Raw genomic sequence first — 16,606 nt, 5'->3', positions numbered from 1 at the left:
CGGCGGTCAGCAGCGGGTGTCCGGCGGCGGCACGGTCACGTCGACGAGATACGTCGCGGCGATGTCGTCGATGCACTTGTCGCCCTGGAACACCACGGTGTGCTGGGTGCCGTCGAAGGTGACCAGCGTGCCGCCGAGCTGGCGCGCCAGGTCCACACCGGCCTGGTACGGCGTGGCCGGGTCGTTGGTCGTCGAGACGACGAGCACCGGCGGCAGCCCGCTCACCGCGATCTCGTGCGGTGTGCTGGTCGGCGGCACCGGCCAGAATGCACATGCCCCGAGCGGCGCGTTGCCGGTGAACTCGCCGTAGCTCATGAACGGTGCGACCTCGCGAAGCCTGCGGTCCTGCTCGACGACGACGGCGCGGTCGGTGATCGCGGGTTTGTCCATGCAGTTGACCGCCACCCGCGCGTCGGTGGAGTTGTTGTAGTGGCCCTTGGCATCTCGGCCCATGTACAGGTCGGCCAGCGCCAGCATGAGGTTGCCGTCGCCCTCCTTGAGCGATTTGAGCGCGTCGGTCAGGTGCCGCCACAGGTTCGGCGAGTAGAGCGGCAGGATCGTGCCCACGGTCGCGTCGCTGTAGCTCAGGCCGCGCCCGTCGCGCGTCTTGGCCGGGTTCTGGACCAACGGGTCGATGATGCTCTTGTACACCTCGACGGCCTTGGCCGGATCGGCGCCCAGCGGGCAGTCGGGGCTCTTGGCGCAGTCGGCGGCGTAGTCATCGAAAGCCTTCTGGAACGCCGCGGCCTGGCGCACACTCTCCTCGACCGGATCGGCGTTGGGATCGACGGCGCCGTCGAGGATCATCGCGCGCACCTTGTCCGGGAACTCCTCGGCGTAGGTGGCGCCGATGCGCGTGCCGTAGGAGTAGCCGAGGTAGGTCAGCTTCTCGTCACCGAGCGCGGCCCGAATGGCGTCAAGGTCCTTGGCCACGTTGTCCGTGCCGACGTTGGCGAGGAACTCCTCGCCCATCTTGTCGACACACCGCTGAACGAACGCCTTGGTCTCGGCCTCCAGGTGGGCCACGCCCTCCGGGGTGTACTCCACCGTCGGGTCGGCACGCTGGCGGTCGTTGTCGGCGTCGGAGTTGCACCACACCGCAGGGTTCGACGACGCGACGCCGCGCGGATCGAACCCGACGATGTCGAATCGCTCCTTGACCGATTGCGGCAGGCTCGGCAGCAGCGACAGCGCCGACTCGACGCCGGATTCGCCGGGCCCGCCCGGGTTGATCACCAGCGAACCGATCTTCTCGCCGGTCGCCGGGAAGCGGATCATCGCGATCCTGGCAACGTCACCGTCGGGCTTGGAATAGTCCACCGGCACCGACAGGAGCCCGCATTCGGCCGCGTCGGGTATGGGTGCCTGATCGCCCGCACCCGCATTGCACGGCAACCACTGCACCGGGGTGCCCGGCCTGGGCACCGCGATGATCGCGCGCCCCTCGATCACCTGGCTGCAGCCCGCCACCGCCAGCACCATCACCGCCAGCAGCGCACCGAACCTGATCCTGACCTTCATGGCACCACATGCTGCCATGACTCGCCGCGTGCACCGGTCAGGGCCAGCCGACCAGCCGGGATTACCGGGTCGCCTTCACCAACTCGTCGAGCGCGACGGCGAAGTCGTCGGCCAGGTCCCACAGGTCGGGCAGCAATTCCGGGCACGACACGATGCCGACGTCGAGCTTGCCGGTCAGCGACATCACCGTGATGTTGAGGCCCGAACCGTGGAATATCGGCCCCAGCGGATACATCGCCTTGACCTCGGCGCCGAGGAAATACAACGGCACCTGCGGCCCCGGCACGTTGGAGACGACGAGATTGTGCACGGGTTTGGCCCCCGACAGCCGGCTGGCCGCATAGACGCGCATGGCCACGCCGAACACCGCCGGGGCCGCGAATTGCGTCCAATCCTGCAGCAGCGTCGCGCCGATCGCCGAACTGTGTTGTTTGGCAACCGAATTCGCCTCGGATATGGCCTTGAGACGTTCGGCCGGGTCGTCGATGTGGGTTTCGAGTGTGGAGAACATGCCCGACACCTGGTTGCGCCCGGGCCGGTCCGACCGGTCGTGCACCGAGACCGGCACCATCGCGACGAGCGAATTCTCCGGCAGCTCACCGCGATCGGCCAGAAAAGTGCGGAGCACACCCGACACGAGCGCCATCACCACGTCGTTGACCTTGACGCCGAAGTGATTCTTGACGGTCTTGATGTCCTCGAGGTCGAGTTGCGCGAACGCGATGTTGCGGTGGCCCGTGACGTTGGCGTTGAACGCGGTCTTGGGCGCGGCGAACGGGGCCGCCATAGTCATGCCGTTGCGTGCCCGCCGCACGGTGTCGACCACCGACGACAGCGTCGACGGCACGACGTTGACCAGCTTCAACGGCCTCGTCGCGAACTTCACCGCGCCGTTGATCGCGATCTCCAGCCCGGTTGCCCCGCCCACGCCTTCGACCGGATCCGGTGGCGGCGCGTCGGGTTCGGTGGTGCACAGCCGCGACATCAGATTGGCGCCCGTGACGCCGTCCACGCCGGAATGGTGCACCTTCGTCATCACCGCGAGCCGTCCGCCGGCGTGTGCGTCGGTGCCCGCGACGTTTTCGATGACCCACATCTCCCACAGCGGCCGGGTGCGGTCCAGCGGCAACGACGCGATGTGGCCGCAGATCTCGGCGAGTTCGGTGCGACCACCCGGCGCGGGCAGCCCGATCCGGTGCAGGTGCCGGTCGACGTCAAAGTCCTTGTCGTCCACCCAAACCGGATGGTCGAGGTTGAACCGGCTGTCGGCGAGTTTCTCCCGGAATTCCGGCATGGCCTTGATCCGCAGTGACAGCGCGTCGCGCATGCGGTCGAACGTGTAGCCGCCGGGCATGGTCGAGGTGTCGAGTTCGAGCACCGAGCACACGTGCATCGGCTGGGCCGCGGTTTCGAGATACAGGAAGCTGGCGTCGAGTCCGCTGAGCCTTTGCATGCGCCTGATCGTAGGGAGACGAGTCGGCAACTGTGAGGAAATCCACTTAACGAGTCGTTTACCCACTTTCCGGCGGGTGGCAGACTGACATGTGTCAGCCGAACCCGGGGACCACATATTGGCCTCGAGGATTCGAAAAGACCATCAATCGAGGGACAACGATGTCTGAACAGTCTGTTTACGGTGCCGCCGGCGTGTCTTCGGACGGTGCGCAGGACACCAAACCCCGCACCAAGGTTCGCACGGTCACGCTCCAGAAGTGGAAGGCCGAAGGCCACAAGTGGGCCATGCTCACCTGTTACGACTACTCCAGCGCGCGGGTGTTCGACGACGCCGGTATCCCGGTGCTCCTCGTCGGTGACTCCGCGGCAAACGTCGTCTACGGCTACGACACCACCGTGCCGATCACCATCGACGAGCTGATCCCGTTGGCGCGGGCCGTGGTGAAGGGCGCCCCGCATGCGCTCGTCGTCGCCGACCTGCCGTTCGGCAGCTACGAATCGAGCCCGCAGCAGGCGCTCGCAACCGCGACGCGGTTCATGAAGGAAACCGGCGCGCAGGCCGTCAAGCTCGAAGGCGGCGAACGCGTCGCCGAGCAGATCGCGACGCTGACCGCGGCGGGCATCCCGGTGGTGGCCCATATCGGCTTCACGCCGCAGAGCGTCAACGGGCTCGGCGGGTTCCGTGTGCAGGGCCGCGGCGATGCCGCCGATCAGACCATCGCCGACGCGATCGCCGTCCAGGAAGCCGGCGCCGTCGCGGTCGTGCTGGAGATGGTGCCCGCCGAGCTGGCCACCCAGATCACCGGCAAGCTGACCATTCCGACGGTCGGCATCGGCGCGGGCCCCAACTGCGATGCCCAGGTGCTGGTCTGGCAGGACATGGCCGGCCTCACGAGCGGCAAGACCGCCAAATTCGTCCGCCGCTTCGGCGACGTGGGTGGCGAATTGCACCGTGCCGCAACGCAGTACGCGCAGGATGTGGCGGCCGGGGCGTTCCCGGCCGAGGAGCACAGCTACTAGGTATCGCTACGCGAAGTCGGGCCGGCGCTTCGCGAGGAACGCATCAACCCCCTCGCGGCCGTCGGCCGAGTCCGCGCGTGCGGCGATCAACCGGCCCTCGGCCTCCATCTGCTCTTCGAGGCTGTTCTTCAGCGAGGACAGCAGCAGCGTCTTGACCGCGCCGTTCGACCCGGCCGACCCGCCGGCCAACTGCTCGGCGAGTTTGCCCGCCCGCTCCGCGAGGTCCGCGTCGGCGACCACCTCGGTGACCAGGCCCCAGTCCTGCGCTTCGGCCGCCGACAGCGTGCGGTTGGTGAGCATCAGTTCCTGTGCGCGGCGCATGCCGACCAGACGCGGCAGGTAGTACGACGAACTGCCGTCCGGGCTCAGCCCCACCTTGGTATAGGCCATGGTGAACGACGCCGATTCGGCCGCCAGGACGAGGTCTCCGGTGACGGCGAGCGAGAAGCCCGCCCCCGCCGCGGTGCCGTTGACCGCGGTGATCAGCACGGCGTCCATCCGCGCGAACGACGAGATGGCCCGGTGCAGGTCGTCGGCGACACCCTTGACGAACTGCCCGCGGGCGGGCGCGGTGGAGAACGCCTTGAGGTCGCCGCCCGCGCAGAAGAACCGGCCGGACCCGGTCAGCACGACGACCTTGGTGCCCACCGTGTCGCAGCGCCGCGCGGCATCGGCCAGTTCCCGAGTCATGGTGTGGTTCATGCCGTTTGCGGCGTCCGGGCGGTTCAGCGTGATGCGCGCGATCGCACCGGACTGCTCGAACGTGATGGCTTCATACGTGGGCTCGGTCACGCACCGGACTCTAGCGGGCCGCCCGCTGCGGCGGTCGCACCCCCAGCCGGTCCGCGGTCGCGCGGACCAGGTCGGCGAAATCGCGGTCGTAGCCGACGGCCCGCAGGGCGCCCTCGCCGATCACCCACGGTTGTTCGGGCGGTATGTCGGCATCGTCGGAGCGGCTGTTGATCACCGATTCGACCAGGCGGAACGGCAAATCGTCGGCATCGGGCGGGCCGCCGCACTCGGCGATCACGTCGGCAGACAACCGCCGGTAGCGGCTACGCAGCTCGGCGCGGCTGCGGCGGAAGGGCTCGAAGCGATCGGTCCGCAGCTCCGGCAGCAGGTACAGCGCACCGAGGTTCCACCGGCCCGCGCACAGCTGGGTCGCGTCGCCAACCACGAGCGTGTGCAGTCGCGGCGCGGCCGGGCCGGACTCCCCTGCCAGATCCGTGGCCAGCCGTAGCGGCGCGTCGACCGTCCCGGTCAGCAGCGCGTCGAGAATGTCGTCCTTGGTCGCGAAATGGTGGTAGAGCGACGCCTGGCGCACCCCAACCTCATCGGCGATCCGACGGGTGGACGTACTGGCGTAGCCGTGGGTGGTGAACAGCTCGGCCGCGGCGTCGAGTATCTCCTCGCGGGCCGTCTTGCCCGGCCTACGGGGCTGTTCCAGGCGCGGACGGCCCCGGCCCGCGCCAGCCATCGCCCCGGTGGTCATCTCAACATTCTGACACCGGGCCGCGTGCCGTCACGCCGGCTGCAGCGCCGCCAGGTACTGCTGCTGGCAGGCGCGGCGGGCCAGCTTGCCGCTCGTCGTACGCGGAATCGACCCTGCCGCAACGAGTTTGACGTCAGCCACGGCGACAGCATGGCGCCGCGAGATCGCGGCGCGGATCGCGTCGACGATCGGCGCCGGGTCGGCGCGCCCCGCGCCCGGGGCCCGCTCCGCGACGATCGCCAGGCGTTCACCGGACGGGGACGGCACGGAGAACGCCGCGACGAATCCCGCCCGCACCGCGGGCGAAGCCTCGGCCACGGTGGCCTCCAGATCCTGGGGGTAATGGTTGCGACCGTCGACGATCACCATGTCCTTGATCCGGCCGGTGATGTACAGCTCGCCGTCGACGTACATGCCCAGATCGCCCGTGCGGAACCACGACGCACCCTCCGGCGCACCCTCCGCATGGCTGTTGCGCTCGAGTCGCGTTTGCAGCTTGTTGCGGAAGGCGAGCTCGGTTTCGTGCGGCCGCCGCCAATAGCCCTGGCCGACGTTGTCTCCGTGCAGCCAGATCTCACCGATCTGGCCGTCGGGCAGCTCGGCGTCGACGTCGTCGTCCGGCGAGACGATCACCGCCCACTGGCTGCGCGCGATCTGCCCGCACGACACCTGGGGCACCGCTTCCGGCGCGTCGGGCGATACCAGGACCGCGCGGCCGGCTCCGAGTTCCTCGCGGTCGACGTAGATGGCGCTCGGGCGGGCGTCGGGCGCGATCGTCGAGACGAACAGCGTGGCCTCGGCCATGCCGTAGGAGGGTTTGACGGCCGTCGGCGAGAGCCCGTACGGCGCGAACGCGTTGTTGAACACCTCGATCGAGGACATGCTCACCGGCTCGGAGCCGTTGATCAGGCCGGCGACGTTGCTCAGGTCGAGTTCCTCGCCCGCGGGCGGCAGGCCGCGCTGGGCCGCGAGCTCGTAGGCGAAGTTGGGCGCCGCGGCAAACGTCGGCAAGTCGGACGCCCCGAGTTCTTTGATCCAGCGGTACGGGCGTCGGACGAACGCCACCGGCGACATCAACGTGATGTGGCCGCCGCACAACGCCGGGAACATGATCATCAGCAGACCCATGTCATGGAACAGCGGCAGCCAGCTGACGCTGCGGATGTTCCAGTCCAGGCCGACCGAGATGATCATCTGCAGCACGTTCGTGCAGGCCGCGCGGTGGGTGATTTCCACACCGGCCGGTGTGCGCGTGGACCCCGACGTGTACTGCAGGTACGCGATGTCGTCGGTGCGTAGTTCCGCGCTGCGGAATCCGGCGCCGACGGAGTCGGGTACCGCATCGACGGCGATCATCCGGGGCCGCCGCGCCCGTGGCAGCTTGCGCAGGAAATCGCCGACCGGTCCGGCCGCCGCCGTGGTGGTCAGCACGACCGACGGGCTCGCGTCGCCCAGCACCGCATCGAGGCGCTCGGTGTGGCCGGGCAGTTCCGGGGAAAACAACGGAACCGCGATGGCGCCCGCGCGGATCGCGGCGAAGAACGCGACGACGTAGTCGACGCCCTGCGGGGTCAGGATCGCCACGCGGTCGCCACGTGATGTGACCTGCTGCAACCGGGCTCCGACCGCGCGGACCCGGGTGTCGAGCTGCGCCCAGGTCAGCTCGACGGCCCGTCCGTCATGGTCGAAATCCAGATATCGGTAAGCCGGCGTATCACCGAACTCGGCGACGTTGCGGTCGAAATGCGACAGCAGCGTGGAGCCGTCCGGGATGGCGATCTCGCCATCCGAATCCAGGTAATCCGCGACCTTCAGGCGTGCCGAAGCGCCGCTCGTCGTCATGGCATCCAGACCCATGTCCGCAATCTTAAGAGGTTTCCTCAGAAACGGGTGGAACCTGTTGTGCGCGGCGCAAAGTCTTTACCTTGACGTGACCTTTGGTCGGTTAAGGGCAACCATTCCGGTGTGGCACGCTGGTGCCATCGGATCCGGTGCACAGCGAAGGTGACCATGGCCCCTGACACGCCCAAAACCTCCAGGTACACCGAGGTCGAGCGCAAGTTCGAGGTGACCGACGCGACCGTCTCCCCCTCGTTCGACGGGTTGACAGCTGTCGCCCGTGTCGAGCGGCCTCCGTCACAACAGTTGGACGCTGTCTATTTCGACACACCGGCCCGCGACCTCGCGGCGCACCGCATCACGCTGCGGCGACGCACCGGCGGGCCCGACGCGGGCTGGCATCTCAAGCTGCCCGCGGGGCCGGATGCCCGTACCGAGGTGCGCGCACCGCTGGACCCGGACGGCGACGCCGAGACCGACGCCGTGCCAGAGGATCTGCGGGACATCGTGCTCGCGATCATCCGCGACCGGCCGCTCGCCCCGGTTGCCCGCATCTCGACGAAACGCAGCGTCGATCTGCTGTTCGGGCACAGCGGCGCTGCGCTGGCCGAGTTCTGCGACGACCACGTCACCGCGTCGGCCGCTGGGCAGGAGGACGAGGCCCAGCAGTGGCGCGAATGGGAACTCGAGCTCTTGGACACCGAGGTTCCGGACGGCCTGCTGGACCGGTTGTCGAACCGGTTGACCGACGCCGGCGCGCAGCCGGCCGGCCACGGGTCGAAGCTGGCCAAGGTGCTCGAAACCGCGGGCGCCGCCGCCGAGGAGCAGCCCGTCCCCGCCGATCCGATGCACCGGGCCATCGCCGAACAGATCGAGGAGCTGCTGGTCTGGGATCGTGCGGTACGGGCCGACGCATACGACTCGGTGCACCAGATGCGCGTGACGACCCGCAAGATCCGCAGCCTGCTGCAGGCATCCAAAGACGCGTTCCCGTTGGCCGACAACGGCTGGATTCTCGACGAGCTCCGGGCGCTCGCGGCCTTGCTCGGGGTGGCCCGCGACGCCGAGGTGCTCGCCGAGCGCTACCAGCGCGCACTCGACGAACTGTCCCCCGACCTCGTGCGGGGGCCGGTACGGGAACGGCTCGTCGACGGCGCGCACCGCCGCTATGCCGCGGGCCTGCGCCGCGCGCTGCAGGCGATGCGCTCGCAACGTTACTTCCGGCTGCTCGACGCGCTCGACGACCTCGTCGCCGCCGAACCCCCGGACGACACCGACGCAGACAGCTCATCGGCGACCATCGGCTCGGCTTACAAGCGCGTGCGCAAAGCAGCCAAGGCGGCGAAGGCCGCAGCCGAGTCCACCGAGGCCGACGCCGAGGAAAAGGACGAGGCGCTGCACCGAATCCGCAAGGGCGCCAAGCGTCTTCGCTACACCGCGGCCGCCACCGGCGCGACCAAGGTGTCCGATCGGGCCAAGGCCATCCAATCGCTGTTGGGCGATCATCAGGATGCCGTGGTCAGCAAGACGCACCTGAGCACGCAAGCCGAAGCCGCGCACGCCGCGGGCGAGGACACCTTCACCTACGGTCTGCTCTACCAATTGGAGGACGAGGTCGCCCAGCATTCCCGCGCGCTCTTGGAGGACGCGCTGCGAAAGCTCGACAAGGCGGTCCACAAGACCCGGCACTGAGGCAGGGGCGAACGAGTTGGCCTGTAAGCCGGATTCTGTTCCTCACCGCCATTTCTGGCGGCGAGGCGGCGACCATCCATCTGGGCACACCGTCGCCGGGTGCCTCGAGCGGCCTACCCGCAGGCTCGGGCGAGCAACCCTCAGGCGCCTGCGCGACCGCAACCAGGTTGCGGCCTTCTTGGCCTTGCTTCGGGTGGGGTTTGCCTAGCCACCCCGGTCACCCGGGGTGCTGGTGCGCTCTTACCGCACCGTTTCACCCTTACCATTTCTGGCGGTCTGTTTTCTGTGGCACTTTCCCGCGAGTCACCTCGGATTGCCGTTAGCAATCACCCCGCTCTGTGAAGTCCGGACTTTCCTCGACACCGTCAGGTGCCGCGGCCGCCCGGCCAACTCGTTCGCGCAGATCACCGTACCCTTAAATCCATGCTGCAGGTGCCACCTGCCCGATATTTGCTCAGGGCGAAGGACCTGGCGGACGCGCGGTACGCCGATCCGATCACCGTCGACGACCTCGCGGCGGCCGCGGGGCTGTCCCGTGCGCACTTCAGCCGGATGTTCACCCGGACCTTCGGGGAGTCTCCGCGCGCCTATCTGCAGAGCAGGCGGTTGGAGCGGGCCGCGGCGCTGCTGCGCAACACCGACCGCTCGGTCGCCGACATCTGCGTGATGGTCGGCCTGCAGAGCGTGGGCTCGTTCACGTCGAGCTTCGCCAAGGTCTACGGCAAGCCGCCGGCGGCCTACCGCGCGAGCCTGCCGCCCGCTGCGCTGCGCGCCCCGGTGCCGAGTTGTGTTCTGGCGCGCGACACCCGGAAAACAGCACACGCGAAGAAGACGGGCACCGACGCCCGACCGTAGCGTCGGTCGCATGATGAGAATCGCAAGCACACACCTCTGGGTTCACGACCAGGAAGCCGCGCTGAAGTTCTGGACCGAAAAGGTCGGAATGGAAGTGCGCGAAGACGTTACGTTGCCCGATGTCGACACCCCGTTCCGGTGGCTCACGGTCGGCCCGCCCGGTCAGGACGATGTCAGCATCGTGCTGATGGCCGTGCCCGGCCCGCCCGTGATGGACGAGGACACCCGCAAACAGGTGCTCGACCTGACCGCAAAAGGCTTCGCCGGCACGGTGTTTCTGACCACCGAGGACTGTCAGAAGAGCTACGAGGAGCTCACCGCCCGCGGGGTCGAGTTCACCGAGCCGCCCAACCAGATGCCCTACGGGATCGACTCCGGTTTCCGCGATCCGTCGGGCAACAGCGTCCGGCTGACCCAGCGCACCTGAGCCGTGTCGAGACCGACGCAATGGTCGATGCCAGGCCGTGCCGGCGACCAAAGCGTCGGTCTCGATGCGGTCAGTCCCTGCGACGCAGCACCATCACGTTGTCGATGAGCGTGCCGCGCTGCCCGTCCGGTCCGGTCGCGTCGCGTTCTTCGGCTCCGACGCGCACCCGCTCCCACTGCTCGTCGGGCAGATCGAGTGCGCCCACGACGTCCTCAGCGCTGGGGAACTCGAATTTCCTTACGTGCTCGGGTGCCCACGGCGGGGCGGCACCGTGGTCGACGATGATCAGCAACCCGCCCGGGGCGACCACCCCGGCGGCGCGGCGCAGCAAGGCAGGCCGGTCCATCGCGATGGGCGACTGCAGGAACTGAGCCGACACCAGGTCGAAGCTGCCCTCCGGCAGACTCTCGGCGAAATCGTGCCGTTCGAACGTGATGCGGTCGGCCACGCCCCGGGCCTTCGCTTCGGCGGCGGCCCGCCCGAGCGCGGTGTCCGAGACGTCGGTAGCCGTCACCCGCCACCCCTGTTCGGCGAGCCAGACGGCGTCGCCGCCTTCGCCGCACCCCAGATCCAGGGCACGGCCCGGGGTCAGGCCCGCGGCCAGTTTCTCGAGCTGAGGGTTGACGCGCCCGCTCCAGATGCGGCCGCGCTGCCCGTAGTGCCGTTCCCAGTACTGGGCCGTCACCTCGGAATGCGTCGGCCACGGCGGGACCGGCAGCCCGAAGTCCTCGGCCAGCAGGCTCTGCACCACCGCGGCACCGACCTGGCTGCCGGCCGCGACGGCGTTCGCCACCTGTGGCATCTGGGCACTCAGGTCCCCTGCGGCGAACAAGCCCGGCACGGACGTGCGGCCGAACCCGTCGACCACGAGGGCATCCATCGCGACCGGACCCGGCGCCGCCACCGCGCCGAGTTGCGCGGCCAGCGGGGAACGCTGGTGCAGCGTGGTGGCGACAAGCGCACCGCGGCGTGCCAACCGTGTTCCGTCCGCGAACTCCACGGCAGCCAATTCGCCGTCTTCTGCGTGGAATTGGGCGATCGAGCGGTCATCGACACCGACGCCCGCGGCATCGAGCAGTTTGATCTGGGTGTCGTCGAGTCCGCCTTCGCCGTTGGTCAGAACGATCAGATCGTCGGTCCAGCCGCGCAGCAGCAGCGCCGAGTGCACGGCACGGTCACCACGGGCGACCACCCCGAGCGGCGCGTCGCGCAGTTCCCAGCCGTGGCAGAACGGGCAGTGGAAAACCGAACGGCCCCACAGCGGTTCGAGGCCTGGGATATCCGGCGGCCGGTAGTCCATCCCGGTGGCGAGTAGCACCGCCCTGGCGTGCTCGCGGGTGCCGTCGCCCAGTTCGAGAACGAATCCCGGTTCACCGCGCACGACTTCACCGGTACGCACTTCCACGGTCGGATAGGCGGCCAGCTCGGCACGGCCCGCCGCGTACAGCTCGGCAGGCGGCCGGCCGTCACTGCCGAGCAGCCCACCGATGCCGTGTGCGGCCAGGTTGCTCTGATTGCCCGCGTCGACGAGCAGTACCCGCCGCCGGGCCCGGCCCAGCACGAGCGCGGCGCTCAAACCCGCGGCGCCGCCGCCGACGACGATGCAGTCCCATGCCTTGTCCATCACTTCAACGTCCATATCCCGAGCTTGCCGACCCAGCACGAAACTGGCAAGCTAATTTGCCATGGAGGCAATCGCAGCCGCGGAGGAGAACGTCGACGCCATGGTCCGGCGGCGGCTGCGCGAGCTACGGGTGCAGCGCGGCCTGACTTTGGAGGACGTCGCTACCCGCGCCCAGATCGACGTGTCGACGCTGAGCAGGCTGGAATCGGGTAAACGCAGGCTCGCACTGGATCATCTGCCCCGGCTCGCCGCCGCGTTGTCGGTGACCACCGATGAGCTGCTGCGCGCACCGGAAGCCGAGGATCCGCGGATCAAGGGCGCCTCGCACACCCATCACGACATCACTTACTGGCCGCTCACGCGGCACGGTCCGGCCGGTGGGCTGCACGCGTTCAAGATCCGCATCAGCGCCCGCCGCCGTAAACCGCCTGCAGAGCTACCCGTGCACGAGGGTCGCGACTGGATGTATGTGTTGTCCGGGCGGCTGCGCCTCATCCTCGGCGAGCAGGACTTCATCGTCAAACCCGGTGAGGCGGTTGAGTTCTCGACGTGGAGCCCGCACTGGTTCGGCGTCGTCGACGGACCGGTGGAGGCGATCACGATCTTCGGCCCGCACGGCGAACAGCTGCACCTGCACGCCTGAGTTACAGGTAGGCGGTCTGGTTGACCAGTCGCACCGATGAGGCGCCGTCGGCGTAGAACTCGGCGATCGACAGTGAGGCCAGATCGAGGTGCAGCCGGTAGAGGATGCCCTCCCCGGCATCGAGCGCAAGCCGTAACACGGTCTTGATCGGCGTCACGTGCGACACCACCAGAACGGTCGCGGCGCCGTGCTCGGCGATGATGCGGTTGCGGGCCCGCCGCACCCGGTGCGCCACGGCGTCGAAGCTCTCACCGCCGGGTGGCTCGACGCTGGTGTCGCGCAGCCAACGCCGGTGCAGCTCCGGATCCCGTTGCGCCGCTTCGGCGAACGTCAAACCCTCCCAGGCGCCGAAGTCGGTCTCGATCAGATCGTCGTCGACCGTGACGTCGAGCCCGAGCGCCTTGGCCGCCGCGGCGGCGGTGTCGTACGCCCGCTGCAACGGCGAGGTGACCACCGCGGCGACTCCGCCGCGCTCGCCCAGATAGCGCGCTGCCGCGTCGGCTTGGCGCCGGCCCTCCTCGGTCAGCGCGGGATTGCCGCGGCCCGAATAGCGCCGCTGGACGGACAGTTCGGTCTGTCCGTGCCGCAACAGCAGCAGCCGCGTCGGCGCGCCGACCGCACCGGTCCAGCCCGGGGCCGACGGCTTCTCGTCCTCGGCCGGCTTCTTCGTCGGCGCCGCCTCGTCGACCACCCCGGCCGCGGCGTCCATCGCCTCGTTCGCGAGCCGGTCGGCATAGCTGTTGCGGGCGCGCGGAATCCAGCTGTAGCTCACGTGGTCGAACGTGTCCGCGAGTGCGGCGGCCTGGCGTTGGAGATCGATCAGGTCGGGGTGTTTGACGCGCCAGCGGCCCGTCATCTGTTCGACGACCAGTTTGGAGTCCATCGACACCGCGACCTCGGTGGCGCCCTGGGCCGTCGCGGCCTCCAAACCAGCGATCAGGCCGCGATATTCGGCGACATTGTTGGTGGCCCGGCCGATGGCTTCCTTGCGCTCGGCCAGCACCGTGCCATGGTCGGCGGTGTACACGACGGCGCCGTACCCGGCCGGTCCCGGGTTACCGCGCGATCCGCCGTCAGCCTCGACGAGCACCTTCACGGCTTGACCCGCAACAGGATTGCTCCACACTCCGGGCAGCGCAGCACGTCGTCGTCGGCAGCGGCCGAGATACGGGCGATCTCGCCGCGGTCGATCTCGATCCGGCACGCCCCGCACCGCCGGCCCTGCAGCAGGCCTGCGCCCGCGCCACCGCGCGCCCGCTGCCGCTCGTAGAGGCCCACCAACTCGTCGTCGATCGCGTCGACGAGGGCGTCGCGGCGGGTCGCACACTGATGGCGGGACTGGTCGATCTCCACGAGCGCGCCGTCGCGCGCCTGCTGGGCATCGGACAGCGCCGTCTGCAGTTCATCGATGCGGCGCAGCGCCTCGGCCTGCTGGGCCAGCAGCTCCTCGCGGCGCTCCATGACTTCGAGCAGGGAGTCCTCCAAGCTCGACTGTCTGCGCTGCAAAGTTTCGAGTTCGTGCTGGATCTCGGTGACCTGTTTGGCGCCCACCCCGCCGCTTTCGAGCAGCGCGCGGTCGCGGTCCTCGCGTTGACGCACCGCGTCGATCTCGGTCTCGAACTTGGCCACCTGGGTGCCCAGATCCTCCAGCGCGATACCCAGCGTGGCCAGCCGGTCGTTGGCGGCGCCGTACTCGGCCTGGGCATCGTCGAGGCGCTTCTGCTCGGCCAGATGCTTGGCACGGTGCTCGATACGGGCCAGCTCGGCGTCCACCTCGGTCAGCTCGAGCAGTGAACGCTGTTGGGATACTTCGGCTTTCATCTTCTTTCGCTCCCCTACCGGCTAACTCTCGACGTTCCATGGATCGGTGCGCACCGTACTGACCCGCACCGGCAGGGTGTCACCGAAATGCCTGCGCAGCACATCGGCCGCCTGAGCACACCAGGGAAACTCGCTGGCCCAGTGTGCAACATCGACCAGCGCCACGTCCGACGCCCGCCGGTGCTCGTCGGCGGGATGGTGGCGCAGATCGGCGGTGACGTACGCCTGCACGTCGGCCGCGGCGGCCGCGCCCAGCAGCGAGTCGCCCGCTCCCCCGCAGACCGCGACCCGCGACACCATGGCATCGGAGTCACCCGACGCACGCACGCCCCACGACGTCGCGGGCAGCGCCGCGCACACGCGGGATACGAACGCCGACAACGGTTCCGGCCGATCCAGCGAACCGACCCGGCCGATGCCGACGTCGCCCGGTATGGGCGCCAGCGCGATGATGTCGAAGGCCGGTTCCTCGTACGGATGGGCCGCGCGCATGGCGGCCAGGATCTTCGAGCGCAACCGTGCCGGCGCGATCACCTCGACCCGGTCCTCGGCCACCCGTTCGACGCTGCCGACCTCACCGATCGCCGGCGACGCGCCGTCATGGGGCAGGAACTGCCCCGTCCCGGTAACGCTCCAGCTGCAGTGGGAGTAGTCGCCGATGCGACCTGCGCCTGCCGCGAACAGTGCCGCCCGCAACGCTTCGGCGTCGGCGGCCGGAACGAACACCACCCACTTGTCCAGATCCGGCCCGGCCGCCACGGGCGACAGCACGCCCTCGACCGTCAGCCCGAGCGCATCGGCCAGCGCGTCGGATACGCCCGGCGAAGCCGAATCGGCGTTGGTGTGCGCGGTGAACAACGCCCGCCCGGTGCGGATCAACCGGTGGATCAGCGCGCCCTTGGCCGTGCTGGCCGCGACGGTGTCAACCCCGCGCAACAACAGCGGGTGATGTGCGAGCAGCAGCCCGCGTTCGGGCACTTCGGAGATGACGGAGTCGGTGGCGTCGACCGCGACCGTGACCGAATCGACGGGTTCGTCGGGGTCGCCGCACACGAGCCCGACCGAATCCCAGTCCTCGGCCAGCCGCGGCGGATAGGCGGCATCAAGCACCGCGATGACATCAGCCAGTCGGGCACTCATGTCAGCACCTCCGTCACGGCGTCCACCAAAACCGGCCACTCCTCGCGCACTGCGGCACGCAGGTAGTTCGGGCGCAGGCCCACGAAAGTATCGCAACGACGCACGGCAATACCCTTGCTTTCCAGATGTTTTCGCATCAACTCCGCGTCGGGCACGGCGAACAGCACAAACGGCGCGGCCCCGGCGATCACCTCGAGGCCGAGCGCGCGAAGCGCAGTGGCCATTTCGGCACGCAGGCCCGCCAATCGCCGCGCACCGGCCTCGGCCTCGGCGACCGCCTCGGGAGCGTTCGCCGCGGCGATGGCCTCCAACTGCAGCGTCCCCAGCGGCCAGTGCGCGCGGCGTGCGGTCAGCCGGGCCAACAGTTCCGGGGCGCCGAGCGCGTAGCCGACCCGCAACCCGGCCAGCGCCCAGGTCTTGGTGAGGCTGCGCAGCACCAGCACGTCGGGCAGCGCATCGCCTGCCAACGACTCGGGTTCGCCGGGCACGGCGTCGGCGAAGGCCTCGTCGACCACCACGATCCGCCCCGGCCGGCGCAGCGCCAAGATGTGCTCGCGCGGGTGCAGCACCCCGGTGGGGTTGGTCGGATTACCGACGACGACGAGGTCAGCCGCGTCGGGTACCTGGGCACCGGCCAGCGTGAACGGCGGCGCGAGTTCGACGTGATGCACCGGCACGCCTGCCGCCGTCAAGACGGCCTCGGGCTCGGTGAAGGACGGCGCGACCAACGCCGCCAGCTGTGGCTGCAGCCCGGGCAGCAGGGCGAAGCCCTCGGCTCCACCCGCCAGCAGCGCCACCTCCGATTCGTCGCGATTGTGCCGCGACGCGACGGCCGCGACGGCACGGCGCTCGTCGGCCGCGCTCGGATAGCGGCCGAGGTCGGTCAGCCGGGCGGCCAGCCGGTCGGTCAGCCACGCCGGCGGCGAGCCGGCGCGCACGTTGACCGCGAAGTCCAGCATGCCCGGCAAGGCGGCCTGGTCACCGTGGTAGCGGGCGGCCGCGCGGGTCGGACTCTGCGATGGGCACGGCACAGCACGACAGTAGTGGGCGGTGCCCCCGGCCGGGCAGCCGGACCGC

Annotated in this window: 15 protein-coding genes and 1 other RNA gene; 5 read left to right on the top strand and 11 right to left on the bottom strand. The window is 69.3% G+C overall.

Going from position 1 to position 16,606, the window contains the following annotated elements; all coding sequences use genetic code 11:
• Positions 1 to 6: 6 nt before the first annotated feature.
• Both AWC31_RS32065 and AWC31_RS32060 read right to left on the bottom strand, forming a co-directional pair.
• A complete protein-coding gene (locus AWC31_RS32065; protein ID WP_207626462.1) occupies positions 7 to 1,521 on the bottom strand; it encodes an alpha/beta hydrolase in 1,515 nt (504 codons plus the stop codon).
• A 61-nt stretch (positions 1,522 to 1,582) separates the two neighbouring features.
• Positions 1,583 to 2,974, bottom strand: a complete 1,392-nt coding sequence (locus AWC31_RS32060) for a WS/DGAT/MGAT family O-acyltransferase (RefSeq protein ID WP_085149122.1) — start codon at positions 2,972 to 2,974, stop codon at positions 1,583 to 1,585.
• A gap of 161 nt (positions 2,975 to 3,135) precedes the next feature.
• Here AWC31_RS32060 and panB point away from each other — a divergent pair, with 161 nt between their 5' ends.
• Positions 3,136 to 3,996, top strand: coding sequence for a 3-methyl-2-oxobutanoate hydroxymethyltransferase (panB, locus tag AWC31_RS32055; protein ID WP_085149119.1), 861 nt, complete (start codon positions 3,136 to 3,138; stop codon positions 3,994 to 3,996).
• Positions 3,997 to 4,002: 6 nt separating this feature from the next.
• Here panB and AWC31_RS32050 read toward each other — a convergent pair whose 3' ends face one another.
• From AWC31_RS32050 to AWC31_RS32040, 3 genes are read right to left on the bottom strand one after another with little or no spacing between them, the layout of a single operon-like run.
• Positions 4,003 to 4,788 (bottom strand): enoyl-CoA hydratase/isomerase family protein, encoded by a 786-nt coding sequence (locus tag AWC31_RS32050; RefSeq protein WP_085149116.1) that lies wholly within the window; start codon positions 4,786 to 4,788, stop codon positions 4,003 to 4,005.
• A gap of 10 nt (positions 4,789 to 4,798) precedes the next feature.
• On the bottom strand, positions 4,799 to 5,473 hold the full coding sequence (locus AWC31_RS32045) for a TetR/AcrR family transcriptional regulator (RefSeq protein WP_374213972.1): 675 nt from the start codon (positions 5,471 to 5,473) through the stop codon (positions 4,799 to 4,801).
• Positions 5,474 to 5,518: 45 nt separating this feature from the next.
• The gene (locus AWC31_RS32040; RefSeq protein ID WP_207626461.1) at positions 5,519 to 7,345 is read right to left on the bottom strand and encodes a fatty acyl-AMP ligase; all 1,827 of its coding nucleotides are present in this window, start codon (positions 7,343 to 7,345) and stop codon (positions 5,519 to 5,521) included.
• A 153-nt stretch (positions 7,346 to 7,498) separates the two neighbouring features.
• On the opposite strand from AWC31_RS32040, the gene AWC31_RS32035 reads away from it, so the two are divergent.
• Positions 7,499 to 9,019, top strand: coding sequence for a CYTH and CHAD domain-containing protein (locus AWC31_RS32035; RefSeq protein ID WP_085149113.1), 1,521 nt, complete (start codon positions 7,499 to 7,501; stop codon positions 9,017 to 9,019).
• An 8-nt stretch (positions 9,020 to 9,027) separates the two neighbouring features.
• Here AWC31_RS32035 and rnpB read toward each other — a convergent pair.
• Positions 9,028 to 9,413, bottom strand: an RNA gene (gene rnpB / locus AWC31_RS32030) — RNase P RNA component class A.
• 29 nt (positions 9,414 to 9,442) lie between these two features.
• Between rnpB and AWC31_RS32025 the strand changes: the two genes are divergently transcribed.
• The gene (locus tag AWC31_RS32025; RefSeq protein ID WP_085149110.1) at positions 9,443 to 9,874 is read left to right on the top strand and encodes a helix-turn-helix transcriptional regulator; all 432 of its coding nucleotides are present in this window, start codon (positions 9,443 to 9,445) and stop codon (positions 9,872 to 9,874) included.
• Between the two features lie 10 nt (positions 9,875 to 9,884).
• Complete coding sequence (locus AWC31_RS32020; RefSeq protein WP_085149108.1) at positions 9,885 to 10,301, top strand: VOC family protein; 417 nt, start codon at positions 9,885 to 9,887, stop codon at positions 10,299 to 10,301.
• Positions 10,302 to 10,371: 70 nt separating this feature from the next.
• Here the strand turns inward: AWC31_RS32020 and AWC31_RS32015 are convergent, their stop codons facing one another.
• Complete coding sequence (locus AWC31_RS32015) at positions 10,372 to 11,940, bottom strand: bifunctional NAD(P)/FAD-dependent oxidoreductase/class I SAM-dependent methyltransferase (protein ID WP_234817064.1); 1,569 nt, start codon at positions 11,938 to 11,940, stop codon at positions 10,372 to 10,374.
• A gap of 46 nt (positions 11,941 to 11,986) precedes the next feature.
• On the opposite strand from AWC31_RS32015, the gene AWC31_RS32010 reads away from it, so the two are divergent.
• Positions 11,987 to 12,568 (top strand): type II toxin-antitoxin system RelB family anti-toxin, encoded by a 582-nt coding sequence (locus tag AWC31_RS32010; protein ID WP_067855286.1) that lies wholly within the window; start codon positions 11,987 to 11,989, stop codon positions 12,566 to 12,568.
• 1 nt (position 12,569) lies between these two features.
• Here the strand turns inward: AWC31_RS32010 and AWC31_RS32005 are convergent, their stop codons facing one another.
• From AWC31_RS32005 to cobC, 4 genes are read right to left on the bottom strand one after another with little or no spacing between them, the layout of a single operon-like run.
• Positions 12,570 to 13,664: a bifunctional RNase H/acid phosphatase gene (locus AWC31_RS32005; protein WP_085149103.1), complete on the bottom strand. Its 1,095-nt coding sequence runs from the start codon at positions 13,662 to 13,664 to the stop codon at positions 12,570 to 12,572.
• On the bottom strand, positions 13,661 to 14,389 hold the full coding sequence (locus tag AWC31_RS32000) for a zinc ribbon domain-containing protein (protein WP_085149100.1): 729 nt from the start codon (positions 14,387 to 14,389) through the stop codon (positions 13,661 to 13,663). Before AWC31_RS32000 ends, AWC31_RS32005 begins: the two co-directional genes overlap by 4 nt.
• A gap of 21 nt (positions 14,390 to 14,410) precedes the next feature.
• Positions 14,411 to 15,529 (bottom strand): Nif3-like dinuclear metal center hexameric protein, encoded by a 1,119-nt coding sequence (locus AWC31_RS31995; protein WP_085149098.1) that lies wholly within the window; start codon positions 15,527 to 15,529, stop codon positions 14,411 to 14,413.
• Positions 15,526 to 16,560, bottom strand: coding sequence for an Rv2231c family histidinol phosphate aminotransferase CobC (gene cobC, locus AWC31_RS31990; protein WP_264051721.1), 1,035 nt, complete (start codon positions 16,558 to 16,560; stop codon positions 15,526 to 15,528). The genes AWC31_RS31995 and cobC overlap by 4 nt, the downstream gene beginning before the upstream one ends.
• Between the last annotated feature and the right edge of the window lie 46 nt (positions 16,561 to 16,606).

This window comes from Mycolicibacterium wolinskyi (genome assembly GCF_002101965.1).
GTDB lineage: Bacteria > Actinomycetota > Actinomycetes > Mycobacteriales > Mycobacteriaceae > Mycobacterium > Mycobacterium wolinskyi.
Note: the sequence above shows the minus strand (reverse complement) of the source record. Positions and strands in the feature narration are given on the sequence as shown.

Bases quoted from the DNA above. Each gene is read 5' to 3' on its own strand.
- AWC31_RS32065 (WP_207626462.1), bottom strand. From the start codon at position 1,521: ATGAAGGTCAGGATCAGGTTCGGTGCGCTGCTGGCGGTGATGGTGCTG.
- AWC31_RS32060 (WP_085149122.1), bottom strand. From the start codon at position 2,974: ATGCAAAGGCTCAGCGGACTCGACGCCAGCTTCCTGTATCTCGAAACC.
- panB (WP_085149119.1), top strand. From the start codon at position 3,136: ATGTCTGAACAGTCTGTTTACGGTGCCGCCGGCGTGTCTTCGGACGGT.
- AWC31_RS32045 (WP_374213972.1), bottom strand. From the start codon at position 5,473: ATGGCTGGCGCGGGCCGGGGCCGTCCGCGCCTGGAACAGCCCCGTAGG.
- AWC31_RS32040 (WP_207626461.1), bottom strand. From the start codon at position 7,345: ATGGGTCTGGATGCCATGACGACGAGCGGCGCTTCGGCACGCCTGAAG.
- AWC31_RS32035 (WP_085149113.1), top strand. From the start codon at position 7,499: ATGGCCCCTGACACGCCCAAAACCTCCAGGTACACCGAGGTCGAGCGC.
- AWC31_RS32025 (WP_085149110.1), top strand. From the start codon at position 9,443: ATGCTGCAGGTGCCACCTGCCCGATATTTGCTCAGGGCGAAGGACCTG.
- AWC31_RS32020 (WP_085149108.1), top strand. From the start codon at position 9,885: ATGATGAGAATCGCAAGCACACACCTCTGGGTTCACGACCAGGAAGCC.
- AWC31_RS32015 (WP_234817064.1), bottom strand. From the start codon at position 11,940: ATGGACGTTGAAGTGATGGACAAGGCATGGGACTGCATCGTCGTCGGC.
- AWC31_RS32010 (WP_067855286.1), top strand. From the start codon at position 11,987: ATGGAGGCAATCGCAGCCGCGGAGGAGAACGTCGACGCCATGGTCCGG.
- AWC31_RS32000 (WP_085149100.1), bottom strand. From the start codon at position 14,389: ATGAAAGCCGAAGTATCCCAACAGCGTTCACTGCTCGAGCTGACCGAG.
- AWC31_RS31995 (WP_085149098.1), bottom strand. From the start codon at position 15,529: ATGAGTGCCCGACTGGCTGATGTCATCGCGGTGCTTGATGCCGCCTAT.